The sequence below is a fragment of the Aminobacter niigataensis genome (genome assembly GCF_946995915.1).
GTDB classification, from domain to species: Bacteria; Pseudomonadota; Alphaproteobacteria; order Rhizobiales; family Rhizobiaceae; genus Aminobacter; species Aminobacter niigataensis.
On record NZ_OX341517.1, the window covers coordinates 4,749,676 to 4,768,359 of the forward strand.

The window sequence follows — 18,684 nt, forward strand, 5'->3', positions numbered from 1 at the left end:
AGCCAGCACTCTTACCAACGGGCGTTTCGATGAACAGCAAGCGGTCCTATCTCGACAGCCTCAACGACGGCAGGCAGCGCCGCCCGCACGCGTCGCTCGACCAGCTCAACCGGTCTCTCGAAAATCTCGAAGCGCGGCTTGAACGCGCACGCGAGGAAAGTGCCGAACCCTACCGCGACCAGATGCGCCAGGCCCCGGCGGCCGGCTACACGCCGCGCGGCGAATATGGCCGCAGCGCACCCTACGAACGCCCCTACCACACCATCGTCCGCGACATCGACCGGGTCCGTGGCCAGGAGGACGGCATCGCCGCCGTCGGCAAGATCGCCGGCGAGTTGCGCGCATTGCGCGAAGAGATGCGCCACCAGATGAGCTCCGGTCTGCAGCGAGAGTTCGACCTCCTGCGCAAGGACATCGACCGCGCCAGCCAGGCAGGCGTAGCCGGCACCGAAGCGGTCGAGCTCGGTCACGAACTGGAGCGCCTGTCGGGCGCCATCCATTCGCTCGCCGAACGCAGCGACGACAGAAGCGTCAACACGCTGCGCCTCGAACTGGAACAGGTCCGCCGCTCGCTCGGCGATCTTGCCCGCGAGGAAACCGTGCTTTCCGTCGATCGGCGCTGGGACGATTTCGACCGCCGCTGGACCGATTTCGCCGACCGCATGTCGGCCAGCCAGGATCAGCGCGCCGAAGACCCGGCGCTTGCCGCATTGGCCGGCCGGCTCGAACAGATCAACGACGCCGTCAACAACCTGCCCGAATCGCTATCGCTGCGCAGCATCGAGGAGAAGGTCCGCACGCTGGCCGGCGCCGTCGACCAGTTCGTGCGCCAGCGCGACAGCCACAGCGACGAGATGTTCGGCCTCATCGACGAGCGCCTCGACGAGATCTCGCGCGCCATCGTCGCCTCGACGGTCGCGGCCCAGACACCGCATTTCGACCCCGCGCCGTTCGAGCGTATCGAGGTGCGCATCGCCGCGCTTGCCCACCAGATCGAGGAGATCACCGCCGACCAGCCGACGGCAGAGATCATCGACCGGCTCAATTTTCTGTCCGAGCGCGTCGACGGCATCGCCGCCCGCAGCGACATCCCCGAGCAGGCAGTCGAGCGCCTCGGCCAACAGATCTCGCTGATCGCAGACAAGATCGAACGCACGCCCGCAGCACCCGACGCCGGCCTCATCTTCCAGGGCATCGAACAGCGCTTCGACGCACTTGCCGACGTGTTCGAGCGCCGCCAGGGCGATGCCTTCGAACATGGCAATGCGCTGTTCCGCGAACTCGAAAACCGCCTCCAAGATCTCGGCAATCGCCTCGACCGGCAAGCGGCCCAACCTGTCGCCGATCAGTCGGGCATCATGGAAGCCATCGACGCCCGCTTTACGGCATTCGCCCAGCGTCTCGAAACCAACCGGCCGGACCCTGCCACCGAGCAGGCGATGCGCGGGCTCGAAGCCCGCCTCGAAGACATTTCCGGCCGCCTCGAAATGTCGGCGGCACAGGTGTCGAGCATCGACCCGCAACTGATCCGCGGTCTTGAGGCGCAGGTCAGCGAACTGACGAACCATCTGGCGCGCCCCGGCTCGCCGCTGCCCGAGTTCGAGGACGTCCGTCCACGCCTCGACGAGATCGAACGCTCCATCGCCGGCAACCACCACGCCCTTGTCGAGGCTGCCCGCCAGGCGGCCGAGAATGCGGTCCGCTCCTTCACCGGCTCGACCACCGACACCGCTGCCGTCACCGGTCTGGCTGAGGACCTCAAGGCGCTCGAAGCGCTTACCCGCCGTTCCGACGAGCGCAACGGCAAGACCTTCGAGGCGATCCACGACACGCTGCTCAAGATCGTCGACCGGCTCGGCTCCATCGAAACCGGCGAACCGGCCGCCGTCGACATCCCGCCGGCTTCCGTCGCCGAATTGCTGTCGCCGAGGATCGTCGAGGCGGAAGCCAAGCTTGCGCTCAGCGAGACGCCGTCGCTCGACCCCGATGAACCCGCACCGCTGCCCGAAGCCAACGCCACCTTTGGCCGCCGTGGCGAGCGCGCCGGCGATGACGAACGCATCACCCGCAGCCCGGCCCAGGCCGCCGCGGAAGCTGCCGCAGCGGTTGCAGCGCTCGACGGCGTGCGCGCCGACAAGAAGGATGCAACACCCGCCAGGACCTCGATGTTCAGCGGCCTGGCCCGCGCCTTCAGCGCCAAGAAGACCAAGCAGCAACAGCCGGCAACCGAGGCTGCCGAGCCGGTCATCGAAGACACGGCCCCGGGCGTCATGCTCGACGCGCCGCTTGACCCCAAGATCGCCAACCGTCCGCTGGAGCCCGGCTCCGGCGCCCCCGACCTCAACGCCATCATGCGCCGCGTCCGCGACGAGCGCGGCGAAACGGCCCGGCCGAACGAGACCGATGCGTCGAAGTCCGACTTCATCGCCGCCGCCCGCCGCGCCGCCCAGGCAGCGGCAGCCGAAGCCGACGCGCTCAAGCGCAGCTCCGATCTCAAAGGCCCGGTGCGCGCACTGCGCATCGGCGATCTCATCAAGTCGCGCCGCAAGTCGGTGCTGATGGCCGTCGGTGCGGTGATGCTGGCGCTCGCCGGCATGCAGCTTGGCAAGGCCTTCCTCAACGATCCGGTAGAAACGGCAAGCGTCACCGTCGCACCCTCGGCATCCCAGCCGGTCAAGGTCGCTGCCGCAGCGCCGGCCAAGGCCATCGAAGCCCCCGCAGCCCCGGTTCGCAATGTCGACAAACCCGAGGTCGCCAAGGCACCGGCCGCCGAACCCGACATGGTCGCCGAGACGATCGAAGCGGCCGCACCGGCCCAGGTCGCGCTCGACCACAACAGCACGCAGTCCATTCCGGCGCAGCCGACCGTGACCGAGACGATCAAGCCGACCAGCACGCCTGCCGCCTTCATGCCAGAGGCCATCGGTCCGACTGCCCTGCGCGAAGCTGCCAATGCAAGCGACGCCAAGGCGCTGTTCGAGATCGGCTCGCGTTACGCCGATGCCCGCGGCACCAATGCCGACATGAAGGCTGCGGCCCAGTGGTACGAGAAGGCCGCCGAGCTCGGCTTCGCACCGGCGCAATACCGCATCGGCAACCTGTATGAGAAGGGCAACGGCGTCGACCGCGATGCCGCCAAGGCCAAGACCTGGTACCAGCTCGCCGCGGCCCAGGGCAACGCCAGTGCCATGCACAATCTGGCGGTGCTGTTTGCCATGGGGGCCGACGGCACCGTCGACAACGACTCTGCGACGCGCTGGTTCGTCAGTGCCGCCGAACTCGGCGTCAAGGACAGCCAGTTCAATCTCGGCATCCTCGCTGCCAAGGGCGTTGGCATGAAGCAGAACCTCGAGGAGTCCTACAAGTGGTTCGCCATCGTCGCCAAGGGAGGCGACAAGGATGCGGCTGCCAAGCGCGACGAGATCGCCAAGGCGCTCAACCCCGAGCAGCTCAAGCGTGCCGAAGAGACGACCGCGCTCTGGCAGGCCAAGACGCTCGACCCGGCATCCAATGCCGTCGACATCCCGGCCGCATGGCAGGATGCGCCGGCGGCCGTCGACATGAAGAAGGCCATCCACAACGTCCAGGCCATTCTCAACAAGAACGGCTACGAAGCCGGCCAGCCTGACGGCATGATGGGCCAGAAGACCAAGGACGCCATCGCCGCGTTCCAGAAGGACAACGCCCTCAAGCCGACCGGCGAGATCGACGGTCCCCTGGTCGAAGCGCTGCTGGCGCGCAAATAATTCACCGTCTCCACTATCAGCAGCCCGCCTTAACCGGCGGGTTAACTGATTGAGATATTTTCATTTCGGGCACGGCGAAGTTTGACTTCGCCGCAATGTCGGCGCAAGTACCCGGTAGCCAACTGGCTCCCAGGGATGGGCGACGGCAATAATTCATTTTGCAGAGACTGACGGGTGGGCATTTATCTCCCGATAGCTGAAATGTCGGTCAATGTGTTCGTGCTCCTGGCGATGGGCGCGGCGGTCGGCTTCCTGTCGGGCATGTTCGGGGTCGGCGGCGGCTTCCTGATCACGCCGCTGCTGATCTTCTACAACATCCCGCCCGCGATCGCGGTCGCCACCGGCGCCAACCAGGTCATCGCCTCGTCCTTCTCCGGCGCGCTCGCCCATCTCAAGCGCGGCACGCTCGACTTCAAGCTCGGCACGGTGCTGCTGATCGGCGGTATCGCCGGCTCGGCAGCCGGCGCCTTCGTCTTTGCGCTGCTGCGCGCCATCGGCCAGCTCGACCTGTTCATCTCGCTGCTCTACGTCGTCTTCCTCGGCACCGTCGGCGGGCTGATGCTGATCGAAAGCGTCAACGCGCTTCGCCTGACCAAGGGCGGCGTGCCGCCGGCGCTGAAGAAGTCGGGCCAGCACAACTGGATCCACCGCCTGCCCTTCAAGATGCGCTTCCGCACCTCGAAGCTGTTCGTCTCGGTCATCCCGGTGCTCGGCATCGGCGCCGGCATCGGCTTCCTCTCCGCCATCATGGGCGTCGGCGGCGGCTTCATCATGGTGCCGGCGCTGATCTACCTGCTCAAGGTGCCGACAAACGTCGTCGTCGGCACCTCCTTGTTCCAGATCGTCGTCGTTTCGGCCTTCACCACGCTGGTGCATTCGACCACCAACCAGACCGTCGACATCATCCTGGCGCTGGTGCTGATGATCGGCGGCGTGGCGGGCGCCCAGTACGGCGCCAAGGCCGGCCAGAAGCTGCGCGGCGAACAGCTGCGTGCCCTGCTCGCGCTGCTGGTGCTGGCGGTTGCGCTGCGCCTCGGCTTCGACCTGTTCGTCAAGCCGCAGAACCTGTATTCGCTGACCGGCGTGAGCGGGCTGCTGTGATGCGGGCGGCGGCACTTCTTGCGGCCCTGTTGCTGGCTCCCGCACTTCCGGCACAGGGCCAGGAAGCGGCGCATCCCGAAAGCATCCAGATCGGGCTGTCGACCGACCGCGTCGCCATCACCGCCGACTTCTCGGGCGCAGACCTGACCATCTTCGGCGCGCTCGAGAACGCCGATCCGCTGATCAACCGCCAGGGCCGCTACGACGTCTATGTCGTGCTCGAAGGCCCGGCCCGATCGGTCGTCGTGCGCCGCAAGGACCGCGTGCTCGGCATGTGGATCAACACCCGCTCCGAGACCTTCGTCAACGTGCCGGTGTCCTATTCGGTGGCGACCACGCGCCAGCCGCAGGACATCACCGATCCCAACAACTACCGCCAGCTGTCGCTCGGCGCCAACAACATCTACATGGAGCCCGAGGACAAGCGCGACAGCCCGCTGACCATCCAGGAGTTCACCGAGGCGCTGCGCGATCGCAAGCAGGCGATCGGCCTCTACTCGGACAATATCGGCGGCGTGCAGTTCCTGTCGCAGAGCCTGTTCCGCGCCACGCTGCACCTCGCCCCCAACGTGCCGGTCGGGACCCACAAGGCGCGCGCCTTCCTGTTCCGCAACGGCATCTTCATCAAGGAAACCTCGGCCCAACTCGCCATCGTCAAGTCGGGCTTCGAGCAGACCATCTTCCGTTTCGCCACCGACCACGGCTTCGGCTACGGCCTCTTTGCCATCGGGCTCGCCATGCTCACCGGCTGGCTCGGACGGATCATCTTCAGGAAGGACTGAGGGGGCCGAAGGCACCGCTCTCCCCCCGGAGACGCAAGATCCTGCACCGTCACTGATGTGGGCCGTCAATCAGCCAATTCTCAGCGGAGACTACCCCGGCCTCAGCAACGACCCGGCAATCGGATACACCCTGCTCGCGCCGATCATGTAGGCCGTCGGCGCACCATCGCGGAACATGCCCTTGTACGCCCGGTCGAGCACGTTGAGCGAACCGGTGAAGGCGCCGAAGGCGGGCATGATCAGCCGCGCGCCGTCGCTGGCAAAGCAGCGCCGCCGCACCGAGCGGCCACGCTGGACGATCCTGGCGCAAGGATGCAGGTGCCCTGCGATCTCGCCCTCGGCATGGCCCTTCGACGGCTCGTGGCGGAACACCAGCCCGCCGACCGCCAGCTCCTCGACCGTCTCGCCCGGCAAATCCGCCGGTGCATCGGGATCGTGGTTACCCGCGATCCAGAACCAGTTCCGCCCCGCCATCATCGCCATCAGGCTCACGCGAAACGGCTCGGGCAAACGCGCGGCGCCCTCGCCGTCATGAAAGCTGTCGCCGAGGCTGACGATGATGCGCGGCTGGTAGTCCTCAACCACCTCGGCAAGGCGCGACAGCGTCGCCGCCGTGTCATAGGGCGGGATCAGACGGCCGCGGCGGGCATGGGACGAGCCCTTCTCCAGATGGAGGTCGGAGACGACGAGCAGATCGAGTTCGGGGAAGTGCAGCACCCCGCGCTGGTCACAGGCGGCGCGCATGCCGGCCACCGCGATCGCCTCGCAGCCGGCCCTGGTCAGTTCGCGCGCGGCTATGTTCATGCGCTTCCCATCGCCTCTTCGATCAGGTCGGCTGCCTCCATCAGCAGCGTGTCGTTGGCCTCGCCATTGACCGGTTCCCGGCCAATTTCCAGCATGACGGGCACCGCCAGCGGGGAAATCTGGTCAAGCATCTTATGGACGATTCGGCCGCGGATGCGCGAGAGCATCTCCGCCAGTCTCCTGACATCGAGCAGCCCGCTGGCGGCATCCGCACGCGTCGCCTTGAGCAGGATGTGGTCGGGCTCATGGCTGCGCAAGACGTCGTAAATGAGGTCGGCCGAAACCGTCACCTGCCGGCCGTTCTTTTCCTGCCCGGGAAAGCGCCTCTCGATAAGGCCCGCTATGACCGCGCAATTGCGGAATGTGCGCTTGAGCAGCCAGCTGTCGGCGAGCCAGGCCTCAAGGTCATCGCCGAGCATGTCCTCATCGAACAGTTCCGCCAGCGACGGGTTCTTCGCCTTGAACATGCGACCGAGGTCGCCCAGCGCCCAGACCGCCAGCGAATAATCTGTGGCGACGAAACCCAGCGGTCGCGCGGCCATGCGCTCCAGCCGGCGCGTCAACAGCATGCCGAGCGTTTGGTGCGCCAGCCGGCCCTCGAAGGGATAGGCCACCATGTAGAAGCGTTCGCCGCGCGGAAAGGTCTCGACCAGCAAGTCCTCACGCCTGGGCAGGATCGACTTCATCTGCTGCATGCGCAGCCAGTCCGACACCTGGTCGGGCAGCGCCGTCCAGCGCGCGGGGTCGGCCAGCATGCCGCGCACCTGCTCGGCGAGATAGGTCGAGAGCGGAAACTTGCCGCCGGCATAGGACGGCACCAGCACGTTGCCGCCGCCCCCCGTCGAGACGTAGCACTCGTTTTCGCGGATGCCCTCGAAGCGCAGCACCTTGCCGGCGAAGATGAACATGTCACCAATCGACAACGTCTCGACGAAATACTCCTCGATCTTGCCGAGCACCGGCCCGCCGCGCAAGGCGAGCGACTGGGCGCTGCCCGCCCCCGACTTGCCCTTGGCGCGGGTGTAGCGGACGTTGAGCATCGGCGCCTCGATGATGGTACCGACGTTGAGCCTGTATTGCTGGGCGATGCGCGGATGCGACACACGCCACTTGCCGTCCTTGGTCTTGCGGATGCGCGCATAGCGCTCGTAGCTGCGCAGCGCGTAGCCGCCGGTGGCGACGAAGTCGACGACGCGGTCGAAGCTTTCGCGGTCGAGCCCGGTATAGGGCGCGGCCCCCCTCACCTCGTCATAGAGTTCGTCCGCGTCGAAGGCTGCACCGCAGGCGCAACCCAGCACATGCTGGGCCAGCACGTCGAGCGCGCCCTCGATCAGCGGCGGGGTGTCCTGCGCGCCGAGATAGTTGGCCTCCAGTGCTGCCCGGCACTCCAGCACCTCGAAGCGGTTGGCCGGCACCAGGATCGCCCGGCTCGGCTCGTCCATGCGGTGATTGGCGCGGCCGATGCGCTGGGCCAGCCGGCTCGCGCCCTTGGGCGCGCCGACATGGATGACGAGATCGACATCGCCCCAGTCGATGCCGAGGTCGAGCGTCGAGGTGGCGACGACGGCGCTCAGCACGTTGTCGGCCATCGCCTTCTCGACCTTGCGGCGCTGACCGACATCGAGCGAGCCGTGATGTAGTGCGATCGGCAAATTGTCGTCGTTGACCCGCCACAGCTCCTGGAACAGCAGCTCGGCCTGGCTGCGCGTGTTGACGAACAGCAGCGTCGTCCGGTGCTTGCGGATTGCCTCATAGACCTCCGGGATGGCATAGCGCGCCGAATGGCCCGACCACGGCACGCGCTCTTGCGAATCGAGGATTGATATCTCGGGCTTGGCGCCGCCTGATACCGTGATCAGTTCGGCCATGGTGTTTGTACCCTCCCCCTTGTGGGGAGGGTCGACGCGCAGCGTCGGGGTGGGGTTAGAGGCGAGACCGTCACCCCCACCCCGCCCTTCGGGCGACCCTCCCCACAAGGGGGAGGGTGAAGTGCCCTGCCTCACCAGCCAGCGGCGCAGCTCGTCCGGTTCGGCCACCGTCGCCGACAGGCCGATCGCCTGAAGGTCGGGCACGAAAGCACGCAGCCGCGCCAGCCCGAGCGACAAAAGATGGCCGCGCTTGGAGGTCACCAGCGAGTGCAGCTCGTCGAGCACGATGTAGCGCAGGTCGGAAAAGAAGCGCTCGGCATCTGGCGAGGCGATCAGCAGTGCCAGTTGCTCGGGCGTGGTCAGCAATATGTCGGGCGGCGACAGCTTCTGGCGGGTGCGCTTATGCTGCGGCGTGTCGCCGGTGCGCGTCTCCATCGAAATCGGCAGGCTCATTTCATCGACCGGCTTGCCGAGATTGCGCTCGATGTCGACGGCCAGCGCCTTGAGCGGGGAGATGTAGAGCGTGTGCACGCCGCGCTGCGGCTCGCCCGGCCGCTTCTTCGGCCGCATCGCGAGATCCGTCAGCGCCGGCAGGAAGCCGGCCAGTGTCTTGCCGGCACCAGTGGGCGCGATCAGCAGGGCGGAATTGCCTTGCTGGGCGGTGGCAAGCAGGTCGAGCTGGTGGGCGCGCGGCGACCAGCCCCGCTCGGCGAACCATCGCACGAATGGTTCCGGCAGCATGGCACCTGCGGTCTTCGGTTCCAGTCGCGCTTGGCTCGTCACGCGCCAGACCTAGCGCGGGGATTGTGCCACGCCAAGCGAAATCTGGAACAAAAAGGGATCATTGGGTAGTGCGTCGGCCTGGGGAGGGCTAAACCCGGAATGCGTTGCCGACTGTGTCCCATTGCGCTTTCTTGATCTGGCGTTGCATAGTCTGCTTATGTCAGAGCCATCTTTTCCAACCTTCCATGACGGACGGCTGACAAGCGTTGCCGTCGCGGAGAGATCAGTCACGCTTGGTCTCGCTCGTGCCGATAGCACGACCTTTGAGCTTCAACTCAGGGGGGTCGAGGGTTTTCTTGCGAACGATTTCCGCGAAGGCAATGTTATCCAGCATGTCGAGATAGTTCGAGGTGGCCCAGCGATTTGGACTGATGTGAAAGCGCGGCTGGCGCAACTTTTCCCAGCCCCACACGCAAATGCCGCAGGGAAGTATCACACAGAATTTGCGGCTCACATCCAAAACGCACTGCGTCGCATCGAAAATGGGCAGGCTGCCCTCGTCAGTTTGGAATGCAGCTATGGATGTGATCTAAGCGCCCTTTGCACTGAGGTCAGCCTCAGAGCGCATTCCCAGGATTGATTGGCCTCACAGGATCTAGCCGAACACCCCATGACCGACACCGCCTCGCACGAAGACCGCATCGCCACGCTGGAAAAGCTCGTTCGCGAGCTACAAGCCCAGTTGGAGCAGTTGCAGAAGCAGGCGGGCATCGCCGCCAAACCGGCCGAAAAGCCGCTGCGGTCGCGCGGCATGTTCGGCAGCCCGCAGAGCCGTTAGGCCGCGCGCTCCGTCACTACGATCAGCCCTTCGACCGGCTCACGGCGGTCCTGGCGGATCACGGCACGCTCCAGCGATACAAGCGTCAGCCCGGCCGCCGCGATGAGCCCATGCACATAGGCCTCCGAATGGGCGTAACGGCGCGACGGCTGCAGCTCGAAGGCGCCCTCGCCGGCATAGCGCTCGACCGAAAAGGCGAAGATCCCGGCTGGCGCCAGCATCTCGGTCACCGTCGCAAAAATGCGGTCGAGCGCGCCGACATACATGAACACGTCCGCCGCCGTGACGAGGTCGGCCTGTTCGCCCTCCGGCCTGAGTTCCTGCAGGTCGGCCTTGACGAGGCTGTCATAGACGCCCTTGTCGCGCGCCTTGCGCAGCATCTCGGCCGAGATGTCGTAGCCGACAAGCCTGCTTGCCACCGGGCGCAGCTTCACGCCCATCAGGCCGGTGCCGCAGCCAAGATCGACCGCATGGGCGAACCGCGCCCGGCCGGTCGCAGCAACTGCCGCATTGAGCAACTCCGGTACACGGTAGTGCAGCGTGTCGACCAGCGCGTGGTCAAACTTGTCGGCATACTGGTCGAACAGGGTCTCGACAAAGGCGCTCGGCGGGCTGTCCGCAGCGGGGGCGGCTCCGATCAGCTGCAGCTTGAGCGTCGCACCGGGCCGGTCGGCCGGCTCGAGCTTCAGCGACATGCGCCAGGCCGCGGCCGCGGCTTCCGCCTGCCCAGCAGCCTCGTGCATTTCGCCCGCGCGGAACCAGCCCATCGCCCAGTTCGGCGCCAGTTCGAGCGCGCCGAGCATCAGTTCGGCGGCAGCAGCGTGGTCGCCCGAGGCGAACAGCATTTCGGCATAGTCCGCCCGCCGGTCGGCAAGCAGGTCGTTGGAAGAGAGCTGCAACGGCGTCAAGCGCGGTATCCAGAATGAGGAGAGTGGCGCGCATTACTGCCAAAGCGGCCTTCCACGCAAGCGGCAAATGCCTATCTTGCAAAGATGCGTGCCCGCGACCTGCTCCATCCGCGCCCCGAAGGGCTCTATTGCCCGCCCGGCGATTTCTACATCGACCCGGTGCGCCCGGTCGAGCGCGCGCTCATCACCCACGGCCATTCCGACCATGCCCGGCCCGGCCATGCCAAGGTGCTGGCGACGCGCGAGACGCTCGACATCATGGCGATCCGCTGCGGACCGGGCTTTGCCGGCAGCACCCAGGCGATGGCGCTGGGCGACAAGATCAAAGTCGGCGACGTCACCGTGTCGTTCCACCCTGCCGGCCATGTGCTGGGCTCGGCCCAGATATCGGTCCAGCACAACGGCCTTCGCATCGCCGCCTCGGGCGACTACAAGCGCGCCAGCGACCCTACTTGTGCCGCCTTCGAGGTGGTGCCTTGCGATGTGTTCATATCCGAGGCCACCTTCGCGCTGCCGGTCTTCCGCCATCCCGATGCCGCACACGAGATCGGCAAGCTGCTGAAGTCGGTGCAGCAGTTTCCCGAGCGCGCGCATCTCGTCGGCGCCTATGCGCTCGGCAAGGCGCAGCGCGTCATGCGCCTGTTGCGCGACCAGGGCTACGACAAGCCGATCTACATCCACGGCGCCATCGCCAGGCTCAGCGAATATTACCAGCACCAGGGCGTCGACCTTGGTGAGCTGCAGCCCGCGACCGTCGAGGACGGCGACAGAAGCGACTTTGCCGGCGCCATCGTCATTGCGCCGTCGTCGGCCTTCGCCGACCGCTGGGCACGGCGCTTTCCCGATCCGCTCGCTTGCTTCGCCTCCGGCTGGATGCGCATCCGCCAGCGTGCCAAGCAGGGCGGCGTCGAACTGCCGCTGATCATCTCCGACCATTCCGACTGGATTGAGCTGACCGACACGATCAAGGAAACCGGCGCCGGCGAGGTCTGGGTCACCCACGGCCGCGAGGAAGCGCTGGTGCGCTGGTGCGAGCTCAACGGGATTTCCGCGCGCCCGCTGCATCTCGTCGGCTACGAGGATGAGGGAGATTGAGGATGGCCTCGAACATCGCATTCCTTCCCACCTCCCTCTGGCCTGCCGGGCTTGCGGGACAGCGCCCCCCTCTGTCCTGCCGGACATCTCCCCCACAAGGGGGGAGATTGGCAGCTCCGCTGCCCGCGCTCGTCCTGCGGCGGTTGGCGAAAGCCGAGACGACAGCTGATCTCCCCCCTTGTGGGGGAGATGTCCGGCAGGACAGAGGGGGGCAACGTAGAGAGCCCACCCCACCCAGGTCGGCTGCCCCATGAACCGCTTCGCCGAACTGCTCGACCGCCTTGTCCTGACGCCGTCACGCAACGGCAAGCTGAAGCTTATCACCGACCATTTCCGCGCCGTCGAAGACCCCGACCGCGGACTAGCGCTCGCCGCACTCACCGGCGAGCTCGACATCGCCTCGGTCAAGCCGGCGATGCTGCGCCAGCTGGTTTCTGAGCGCATGGACCCCGTGCTGTTCGGCTACTCCTACGACTATGTCGGCGACCTCGCCGAAACAGTCTCGCTGGTCTGGCCAGAGCCGAGCCGCAACGCATCGCCTGTGACACCCCCACCCCTTTCCCCTCCCCACAAGGGGGAGGGGAACGTCGACGCCTCAGAATCCCCCTCCCCCTTGTGGGGAGGGGTAAGGGGTGGGGGTAGCCAGGAGCACGACCCCAAACCCAAGCCGCAAACATTGGCCGATGTCGTCGCCGCCCTCCAATCGGCCAGCCGCTCCGACGGGCCGGCCGTGCTCGCCCGGCTGCTCGACCAGGCGGAAACATCCGCCCGCTTCGCCATCATCAAGCTGGTCACCGGCGGATTGCGCATCGGCGTCTCGGCACGGCTTGCCAAGCAGGCGCTGGCCGACCTCGGACCTGTCGACGTCGCCGAGATCGAGGAGTTGTGGCACGGGCTGACACCGCCCTATGCCGAACTGTTCGCCTGGCTGCAAGGCAAGGCACCGAAGCCGGAACAGGCTGCCAAGGCGCCATTCCGCCCGGTGATGCTGTCCAACCCGCTCAGTGACGGCGATCTCGAAAAGCTCGATCCGGCCGACTTCGCCGCCGAGTGGAAATGGGATGGCATCCGCGTCCAGGCAGTTTCGGAGGGCGGCATCCGCCGGCTCTATTCGCGCACCGGCGACGACGTCTCCGGCGCCTTCCCCGACGTGGTCGCGTCGATGGATTTCGATGCGGCACTCGACGGCGAATTGCTCGTCGGCGTGCCCCGCGAGGCGACCGGCACCTTCTCCGACCTGCAGCAGCGGCTCAACCGCAAGACCGTCTCGGCCAAGATGCAAGACCGCTACCCTGCTTTCGTGCGCTGCTACGACCTGCTCCAGCTGAACGGCGAAGACCTGCGCGGTCTCGCCTTCACCGAGCGCCGCGCGCGGCTCGAAACCTTCATCGCCACGCTGGACCCCGACCGCTTCGACCTGTCACCGATCATCGCCTTCGAAAGCTGGCAGCAGCTCGAAGGCATGCGCAGCGCACCGCCGCACCCGATCATCGAAGGCGTGATGCTGAAACGCCTGGATTCGGCCTACCTCGCCGGCCGCCCAAAGGGTCCGTGGTTCAAGTGGAAGCGCGATCCGCACACGGTCGACGCCGTGTTGATGTATGCCCAGCGCGGTCACGGCAAGCGCTCGAGCTTCTACTCCGACTATACATTCGGCGTCTGGTCGGGGGCGGAAGGCCGGGAGGAACTGGTGCCGGTGGGCAAGGCCTATTTCGGCTTCACCGACGAGGAGCTCAGGCAAATCGACAAGTTCGTCCGCGACAACACCATCGAGCGCTTCGGCCCGGTGCGCTCGGTGCGCGCCGACAAGTCGAACGGGCTGGTGCTGGAAGTCGCCTTCGAGGGGCTCAACCGCTCGACGCGCCACAAGTCGGGCGTCGCCATGCGCTTTCCCAGAATCTCGCGCCTGCGCTGGGACAAGCCGCCGGCCGAAGCCGACCGCATCGAAACGCTCCAGGCGCTGCTCGACTGACTTCGATGGCGACCTACTCGGTCACAGAGACCCTGATCTCGTAGATGTCGACCGCCTTGCCTTCCTTGGCGAGGTCCGCGTTGATGGCGATGGTTCCGGCCGCGCCCGGCTCCTTGTCGGGCACGTCCATCTCGAACAGATACTCGCCGCGCTGATAGCCGACGATATAGCGCTTGCGGCCGCAATCGCCGAGTTCGCCGAAATTGCAGTCGACGGCCATCTGCGTTTCCTTGCCGTCCTCGGCGCGGGCGACGATGTCGAACACGGCATGCTTGCCGGCGATCTGTTCGAGCACGCCCTGGCCGACGTCGAAGCTGACGGCCGAGCCGGTGTTGCCCGAGCGGATGCGCAGGAAGCTGCCCGTGTCGTCCTTGGCGACTTCCGCCGAGGTGCCGCTCGGCGCGCTGACATCGGTCGGATCGGTCGGCGTGAACACGGTGATCCAGTTGCGGGCCTGGTCGGCCTCGCCCGGCCGTGCCGGTCCGCCGTCCGGCGAAAAGTCCTCGCTCTCGAGCGTCTTGGGCGGATTGCGCACCGACGTATCGATCTCTTCGGCCGATTTGAACTGGTCGGTCTGCACCGCCCACCAGGCGCCTATGCCGCCCATGGCAAGCAGCGTGACTGCCAAGAACATCGCCGCGAACGGCCGTTGCCTTTCGGCGCGCCGCGCGGCGCGATCGGCCGCGCGCCTTTCGGCCCTGCTGCGCTTTTCGGTGATCTCGACCGGCGGCCCGCCCGGCAAGGCGGCATCGGGCATGATGTCGGGCACGACGGGTGTCACGCCGGTTGCAGGGCTGCCGATCGATACGGAAGGCGCCTTCGCAGCGCCATTGCCGTTGAGCGACACTTCCGGAGCCGGGGCTGCGCCGGCCGAAACCGCCGGGGCAGCTGGCATGAACTCCGATTCGATCTCGGTGATCGTGGCCTGCAGCGACTTGCGGCGGTTGATCGCCACCTCGACCGTCATGGCAGGATTGGTCTTGAGCGCACGATCGAGCGCGGCGAAGGCCGCGCGATAAACCTTTTCGCGAAATTCGCGGTTCTCGGGATCGCCCTTTTCGAAAGCGTTCCGGATCGCCTTTTCGATCGAATCCAACCGATATTCCTCGCAACGCGCCTGTGTTGCCAGATGGTTAGCGACAGAGGCGGCATCAATCAACGGCACGGAAAGCGTTTTGTCGGCCAAAACTGGATGCAATGTGCCTCCGGACCGGCAAAACGCGTGCAGCAACCGTCGAAGTCGGTGCATTGTCCGGAGCGCCCGATCTGCTATATGAAGTTACGTTTACGGAAACGTCAAAACGAAAACCGGGAGAGACACGCGTGGCGCTGCCTGAAATCCTCAAGAAGAATCTCCGCGTCCCGGTCGTCGGCGCGCCGCTGTTCATCATCTCGCATCCGCCGCTGGTGCTGGCGCAGTGCAAGGCCGGCATCGTCGGCTCGTTCCCCGCGCTGAACGCCCGGCCCGAGGCCCAGCTCGACGAATGGCTGGCCCAGGTCACCGAGGATCTCGCTGCCCACGACGCGGCAAACCCCGACCGCCCGGCAGCCCCCTTCGCCGTCAACCAGATCGTCCACAAGTCGAACAAGCGCCTCGAGCACGATCTCAGGCTCTGCGTCAAATACCGCGTGCCGATCGTCATCTCGTCGCTTGGCGCGGTCGAGGAGGTCAACCAGGCCGTCCATTCCTATGGCGGCATCGTGCTGCACGACATCATCCACGACCGCCATGCCCGCAAGGCGATCAAGATGGGCGCCGACGGCCTGATCGCGGTCGCAGCGGGCGCCGGCGGCCATGCCGGGACGCTGTCGCCGTTTGCGCTGATCCAGGAAATCCGCCAGTGGTTCGACGGGCCGCTGCTGTTGTCGGGCGCCATCGCCAATGGCGGTGCCGTGCTCGCCGCCCGGGCCATGGGTGCTGACCTCGCCTATATCGGCTCGCCCTTCATCGCCACCGAAGAGGCCCGCGCCAATGACGCCTACAAGCAGATGATCGTCGAATCCAAGGCCACCGACATCGTCTACTCCAACCTGTTCACCGGCATCCACGGCAACTACCTCAAGGGCTCGGTGCGCGCCGCCGGCATGGACCCCGACAACCTCGCCGTCTCCGATCCCTCCCACATGGATTTCGAAGGCGACAACAAATACAAGGCCTGGAAGGACATCTGGGGCTGCGGCCAGGGCATCGGCGCCGTCGACAAGGTCGTGCCCACGGCCGAACTCGTCACGCGCCTCGCCAGCGAATACGCCGCCGCCAAGGCCCGCATCTGCGCCTGAGACGGGCGTCCTGCGCCGCCGCGGCGCTCGGGTCCGTGCATGAAGGCAGGCGGCGTCCGTTCGCCACTTGTCAAATCCCTTCAAAGGCCGCTTGAAATCGGCGCGCAATGAAGTTATCAGGCACTCACGTCGCGCGAGCCTCCGGGATCGCGTAGCCTGGAAGCCGCTTTAGCTCAGTTGGTAGAGCACATCATTCGTAATGATGGGGTCAGGTGTTCGAGTCACCTAAGCGGCACCAAGGTTATCAATGACTTACCGCCTTTTTGAGACGTTCGCCGCAAGGCTCACTCACCAAATACTCACCGCCGACGATGGGGGTTGTGAGTGATGACTGCGAACACCCCACGTCAGCGAATGACCGAAAAACGCCGGCAGCACATCTTTTCGGAAAACTGCACCGGCCACAACGTGGCGCCCTGCTGCATCTGCGAGCGTCTGATCCATCGCCACAATGACCGCTGGATCGTCGAGCACAAGCGCGCGCTGGCGCTGCTCGGCAGGGACGTCAACACCAACTGCGGCCCGGCGCACTACGACTGCGCCCAGGTGAAGACGCACACCGAGGATCTGCCCCGGATCAGGAAGGCCAAGCGCCAGCAGGCCATGCACGAAGGGACCAAAGAGATATCGCGCCGCTTCGCGCGCCCGGCCGGCGTGGTCTACGATTGGCAGAAGCGCAGGTATGTTAGCGGCGTCGAACATTTGCCCACTTGATAAGCAGGAAATCAACTATAGGGTGGATTCCGGGCGCCGGCGGAGGGGACATTGGGGGCAGAGCAATTCAACACGGCATTAGCTGCCGTCGAAGACAAATACGATAGCGACATTTTCGTATATAGCGCTCCCATCGACAACGACGGGTTCAGTGCGCTAACGGAGGCGGTCACGCAGAAGAAGAATTCTTCTACTCGGCCTCACTGCCTGATGATTCTTACAACCACTGGGGGCCTCGCGAATAGCGCCTACCAGATAGCCCGCCTGCTACAGCAGACTTATGGCAGCTTCACCATTTTCACCCCTCGCTATTGCAAGAGTGCAGGTACTATCATCGCCCTTGGGGCTCACTGCATCTTGATGGACGTGTTTTCTGAGCTTGGCCCCTTAGATGTCCAACTCCTGGATCGAGACGAAATCGGAAACCGGAAGAGCGGACTCCTGACAAGGTCTGCGTTCGAAAGCCTTTCTAACGAAGTCTTTGATCTGTTTTCGAAGAATATGCTGGGGATCAAGAAAGCGTCCCGTGGGATGATTTCATTCAAGCTTGCAGCCGATATTTCCTGGAGGATGACGGCAGAGCTCATGGCTCCAATTTTCGGCCAACTAAATCCTGACATAATTGGTAGTGATTATCGGGATCTGCGGATCGCCAAGCTGTATGGCGACCGTCTGGCCAACGTTTCCGGCAACCCTAAACCGGATACAGTGCGTCAACTTGTCGAGGATTACCCAGCGCACGACTTCATTATAGATAAGGACGAGGCATCGAAGCTCTTCCGACGGATCGAGGAGCCGACAGCGGAACTATACGCTTTCGTAAGCCTTATAAGCCATGTAAGCTACCAGCAAGCTTCCCCGGGTATCGTGATGGCATGCGAGCCATTCAAGATTGACGCGGACGCAGAGGGAAATGACGATGAAAACCCCATCCAAGACCCCGACGAAAGAGCAGCCGAAATGGCTGAAGGTGGGCAAGGAGATCGCGGAGGGGATCAGAGAGACGCCCTCCCCGACGAAGAAAACAACGATCAGGCCGGCGACCACGCGCAAAATGCCGGCGAAGGCTGACATGCGAGTTCTTCTCGCGTCATAGGCGCAAATCAGCACTGAAGCCCAAAAACAACTAGAGCCCCGCCACCTTTCGGCAGCGGGGCTTTCATGTTGCTGGCGTCGGGAAAGTGATCAGCCTGGCGGCGGCTTGAACCAAGCCAACACCTTGATGACAGACTCGCCGAACATCACGACGCCAGCGAACAGGCCGAGGATACCGACGATCAGCCATTTGACGGCGCGGCCGACGGTCATGGTCGCGACGACCAGCCTCAGGCCGGCGTTGAGAGTGTCGATGTCTTCCTCTCGAAGCTGCGCAAGAAACTCCCGCGTCTTCACCGGCAACTCGGCCATACGGTCAGCGGGCTTTGCATTCAGGTCCATCTCAGCCTCCATCATGCACCGAGCGGCTTCTTGGCGATGAAGCGGCCGTAGAGCGCCCAGACAGCGCCCGCGAGGATCGTCAGCGGGCCGACATAGAGCGTCGGGGCGTCAGGTACGCCGTTCGTCCATAGCTCGGCAATGAGAGCCAGGGCACCAAGGATCGAGGCCACCGAGCCTTGCGCGACACGCGACTGGTAGGCTGGCTCGCTGTTGGTCGAGTGCTGTTCGCGCGCTTCGAGTTCACGCCGAACCGTCTCCGCGACCACCTCGCGCACCGCCGGCACATCGGTCGGTTCGAGCGAGATTTTCGGATTGACCGCCACCTTGTCGAGCACGCGGCCGATGACTTTGTCCAAGACCTTGCCGGCGATCAGCGGGCCAAGGAAGTTCTGTTGCTGGGTCATGTCGATTTCCTT

Annotated in this window: 16 protein-coding genes and 1 tRNA gene; 10 read left to right on the forward strand and 7 right to left on the reverse strand. The window is 65.2% G+C overall.

Annotated elements, in window-relative coordinates; translation table 11 throughout:
• Window positions 1–29 precede the first annotated feature (29 nt).
• From O1Y97_RS23310 to O1Y97_RS23320, 3 genes are all read left to right on the forward strand, one after another.
• Window positions 30–3,746 carry a peptidoglycan-binding protein gene (locus O1Y97_RS23310; protein WP_318762559.1) on the forward strand — a complete coding sequence of 1,239 codons (3,717 nt, stop codon included), beginning with the start codon at window positions 30–32 and terminating at the stop codon, window positions 3,744–3,746.
• A 174-nt stretch (window positions 3,747–3,920) separates the two neighbouring features.
• Window positions 3,921–4,847 carry a sulfite exporter TauE/SafE family protein gene (locus O1Y97_RS23315; protein WP_108609374.1) on the forward strand — a complete coding sequence of 309 codons (927 nt, stop codon included), beginning with the start codon at window positions 3,921–3,923 and terminating at the stop codon, window positions 4,845–4,847.
• Window positions 4,847–5,629, forward strand: coding sequence for a TIGR02186 family protein (locus tag O1Y97_RS23320; RefSeq protein WP_108609375.1), 783 nt, complete (start codon window positions 4,847–4,849; stop codon window positions 5,627–5,629). The genes O1Y97_RS23315 and O1Y97_RS23320 overlap by 1 nt, the downstream gene beginning before the upstream one ends.
• 90 nt (window positions 5,630–5,719) lie before the next feature.
• On the opposite strand, the gene pdeM is transcribed toward O1Y97_RS23320, so the two are convergent.
• The 3 genes from pdeM to O1Y97_RS23335 all read right to left on the reverse strand — a co-directional run bounded on the left by pdeM (window position 5,720) and on the right by O1Y97_RS23335 (window position 9,538).
• Window positions 5,720–6,433, reverse strand: coding sequence for a ligase-associated DNA damage response endonuclease PdeM (gene pdeM, locus O1Y97_RS23325; RefSeq protein WP_404801228.1), 714 nt, complete (start codon window positions 6,431–6,433; stop codon window positions 5,720–5,722).
• Window positions 6,430–9,042, reverse strand: coding sequence for a ligase-associated DNA damage response DEXH box helicase (locus tag O1Y97_RS23330; protein ID WP_318762560.1), 2,613 nt, complete (start codon window positions 9,040–9,042; stop codon window positions 6,430–6,432). The genes pdeM and O1Y97_RS23330 overlap by 4 nt, the downstream gene beginning before the upstream one ends.
• Before the next feature lie 265 nt (window positions 9,043–9,307).
• On the reverse strand, window positions 9,308–9,538 hold the full coding sequence (locus O1Y97_RS23335; RefSeq protein WP_318762561.1) for a hypothetical protein: 231 nt from the start codon (window positions 9,536–9,538) through the stop codon (window positions 9,308–9,310).
• 156 nt (window positions 9,539–9,694) lie between these two features.
• Here O1Y97_RS23335 and O1Y97_RS23340 point away from each other — a divergent pair, with 156 nt between their 5' ends.
• The gene (locus O1Y97_RS23340) at window positions 9,695–9,862 is read left to right on the forward strand and encodes a hypothetical protein (RefSeq protein WP_318762562.1); all 168 of its coding nucleotides are present in this window, start codon (window positions 9,695–9,697) and stop codon (window positions 9,860–9,862) included.
• On the opposite strand, the gene O1Y97_RS23345 is transcribed toward O1Y97_RS23340, so the two are convergent.
• Window positions 9,859–10,770: a methyltransferase domain-containing protein gene (locus tag O1Y97_RS23345; protein ID WP_318762563.1), complete on the reverse strand. Its 912-nt coding sequence runs from the start codon at window positions 10,768–10,770 to the stop codon at window positions 9,859–9,861. The genes O1Y97_RS23340 and O1Y97_RS23345 overlap by 4 nt on opposite strands.
• Before the next feature lie 84 nt (window positions 10,771–10,854).
• On the opposite strand from O1Y97_RS23345, the gene O1Y97_RS23350 reads away from it, so the two are divergent.
• Both O1Y97_RS23350 and O1Y97_RS23355 read left to right on the forward strand, forming a co-directional pair.
• The gene (locus tag O1Y97_RS23350; protein WP_318762564.1) at window positions 10,855–11,865 is read left to right on the forward strand and encodes a ligase-associated DNA damage response exonuclease; all 1,011 of its coding nucleotides are present in this window, start codon (window positions 10,855–10,857) and stop codon (window positions 11,863–11,865) included.
• 250 nt (window positions 11,866–12,115) lie between these two features.
• Window positions 12,116–13,837 (forward strand): cisplatin damage response ATP-dependent DNA ligase, encoded by a 1,722-nt coding sequence (locus tag O1Y97_RS23355; RefSeq protein ID WP_318762565.1) that lies wholly within the window; start codon window positions 12,116–12,118, stop codon window positions 13,835–13,837.
• A 13-nt stretch (window positions 13,838–13,850) separates the two neighbouring features.
• Here O1Y97_RS23355 and O1Y97_RS23360 read toward each other — a convergent pair whose 3' ends face one another.
• Window positions 13,851–14,933, reverse strand: a complete 1,083-nt coding sequence (locus O1Y97_RS23360) for a hypothetical protein (protein ID WP_318762566.1) — start codon at window positions 14,931–14,933, stop codon at window positions 13,851–13,853.
• A 227-nt stretch (window positions 14,934–15,160) separates the two neighbouring features.
• On the opposite strand from O1Y97_RS23360, the gene O1Y97_RS23365 reads away from it, so the two are divergent.
• From O1Y97_RS23365 to O1Y97_RS23380, 4 genes are all read left to right on the forward strand, one after another.
• Window positions 15,161–16,117, forward strand: a complete 957-nt coding sequence (locus O1Y97_RS23365) for an NAD(P)H-dependent flavin oxidoreductase (protein WP_318762567.1) — start codon at window positions 15,161–15,163, stop codon at window positions 16,115–16,117.
• 162 nt (window positions 16,118–16,279) lie between these two features.
• Window positions 16,280–16,355 (forward strand) — tRNA-Thr (locus O1Y97_RS23370).
• 116 nt (window positions 16,356–16,471) lie between these two features.
• On the forward strand, window positions 16,472–16,831 hold the full coding sequence (locus O1Y97_RS23375; protein ID WP_318762568.1) for a hypothetical protein: 360 nt from the start codon (window positions 16,472–16,474) through the stop codon (window positions 16,829–16,831).
• Between the two features lie 51 nt (window positions 16,832–16,882).
• A complete protein-coding gene (locus O1Y97_RS23380; RefSeq protein ID WP_318762569.1) occupies window positions 16,883–17,902 on the forward strand; it encodes an SDH family Clp fold serine proteinase in 1,020 nt (339 codons plus the stop codon).
• A gap of 114 nt (window positions 17,903–18,016) precedes the next feature.
• Here O1Y97_RS23380 and O1Y97_RS23385 read toward each other — a convergent pair whose 3' ends face one another.
• Together O1Y97_RS23385 and O1Y97_RS23390 are read right to left on the reverse strand one after the other, a co-directional pair.
• Window positions 18,017–18,268, reverse strand: coding sequence for a hypothetical protein (locus O1Y97_RS23385; protein WP_318762570.1), 252 nt, complete (start codon window positions 18,266–18,268; stop codon window positions 18,017–18,019).
• A gap of 11 nt (window positions 18,269–18,279) precedes the next feature.
• A complete protein-coding gene (locus O1Y97_RS23390; RefSeq protein WP_318762571.1) occupies window positions 18,280–18,672 on the reverse strand; it encodes a hypothetical protein in 393 nt (130 codons plus the stop codon).
• Window positions 18,673–18,684 lie beyond the last annotated feature (12 nt).

Bases quoted from the DNA above. Each gene is read 5' to 3' on its own strand.
- O1Y97_RS23320 (WP_108609375.1), top strand. From the start codon at position 4,847: ATGCGGGCGGCGGCACTTCTTGCGGCCCTGTTGCTGGCTCCCGCACTT.
- O1Y97_RS23340 (WP_318762562.1), top strand. From the start codon at position 9,695: ATGACCGACACCGCCTCGCACGAAGACCGCATCGCCACGCTGGAAAAG.
- O1Y97_RS23390 (WP_318762571.1), bottom strand. From the start codon at position 18,672: ATGACCCAGCAACAGAACTTCCTTGGCCCGCTGATCGCCGGCAAGGTC.
- O1Y97_RS23385 (WP_318762570.1), bottom strand. From the start codon at position 18,268: ATGGACCTGAATGCAAAGCCCGCTGACCGTATGGCCGAGTTGCCGGTG.
- pdeM (WP_404801228.1), bottom strand. From the start codon at position 6,433: ATGAACATAGCCGCGCGCGAACTGACCAGGGCCGGCTGCGAGGCGATC.
- O1Y97_RS23310 (WP_318762559.1), top strand. From the start codon at position 30: ATGAACAGCAAGCGGTCCTATCTCGACAGCCTCAACGACGGCAGGCAG.
- O1Y97_RS23355 (WP_318762565.1), top strand. From the start codon at position 12,116: ATGAACCGCTTCGCCGAACTGCTCGACCGCCTTGTCCTGACGCCGTCA.
- O1Y97_RS23330 (WP_318762560.1), bottom strand. From the start codon at position 9,042: ATGCTGCCGGAACCATTCGTGCGATGGTTCGCCGAGCGGGGCTGGTCG.
- O1Y97_RS23350 (WP_318762564.1), top strand. From the start codon at position 10,855: ATGCGTGCCCGCGACCTGCTCCATCCGCGCCCCGAAGGGCTCTATTGC.
- O1Y97_RS23375 (WP_318762568.1), top strand. From the start codon at position 16,472: ATGACCGAAAAACGCCGGCAGCACATCTTTTCGGAAAACTGCACCGGC.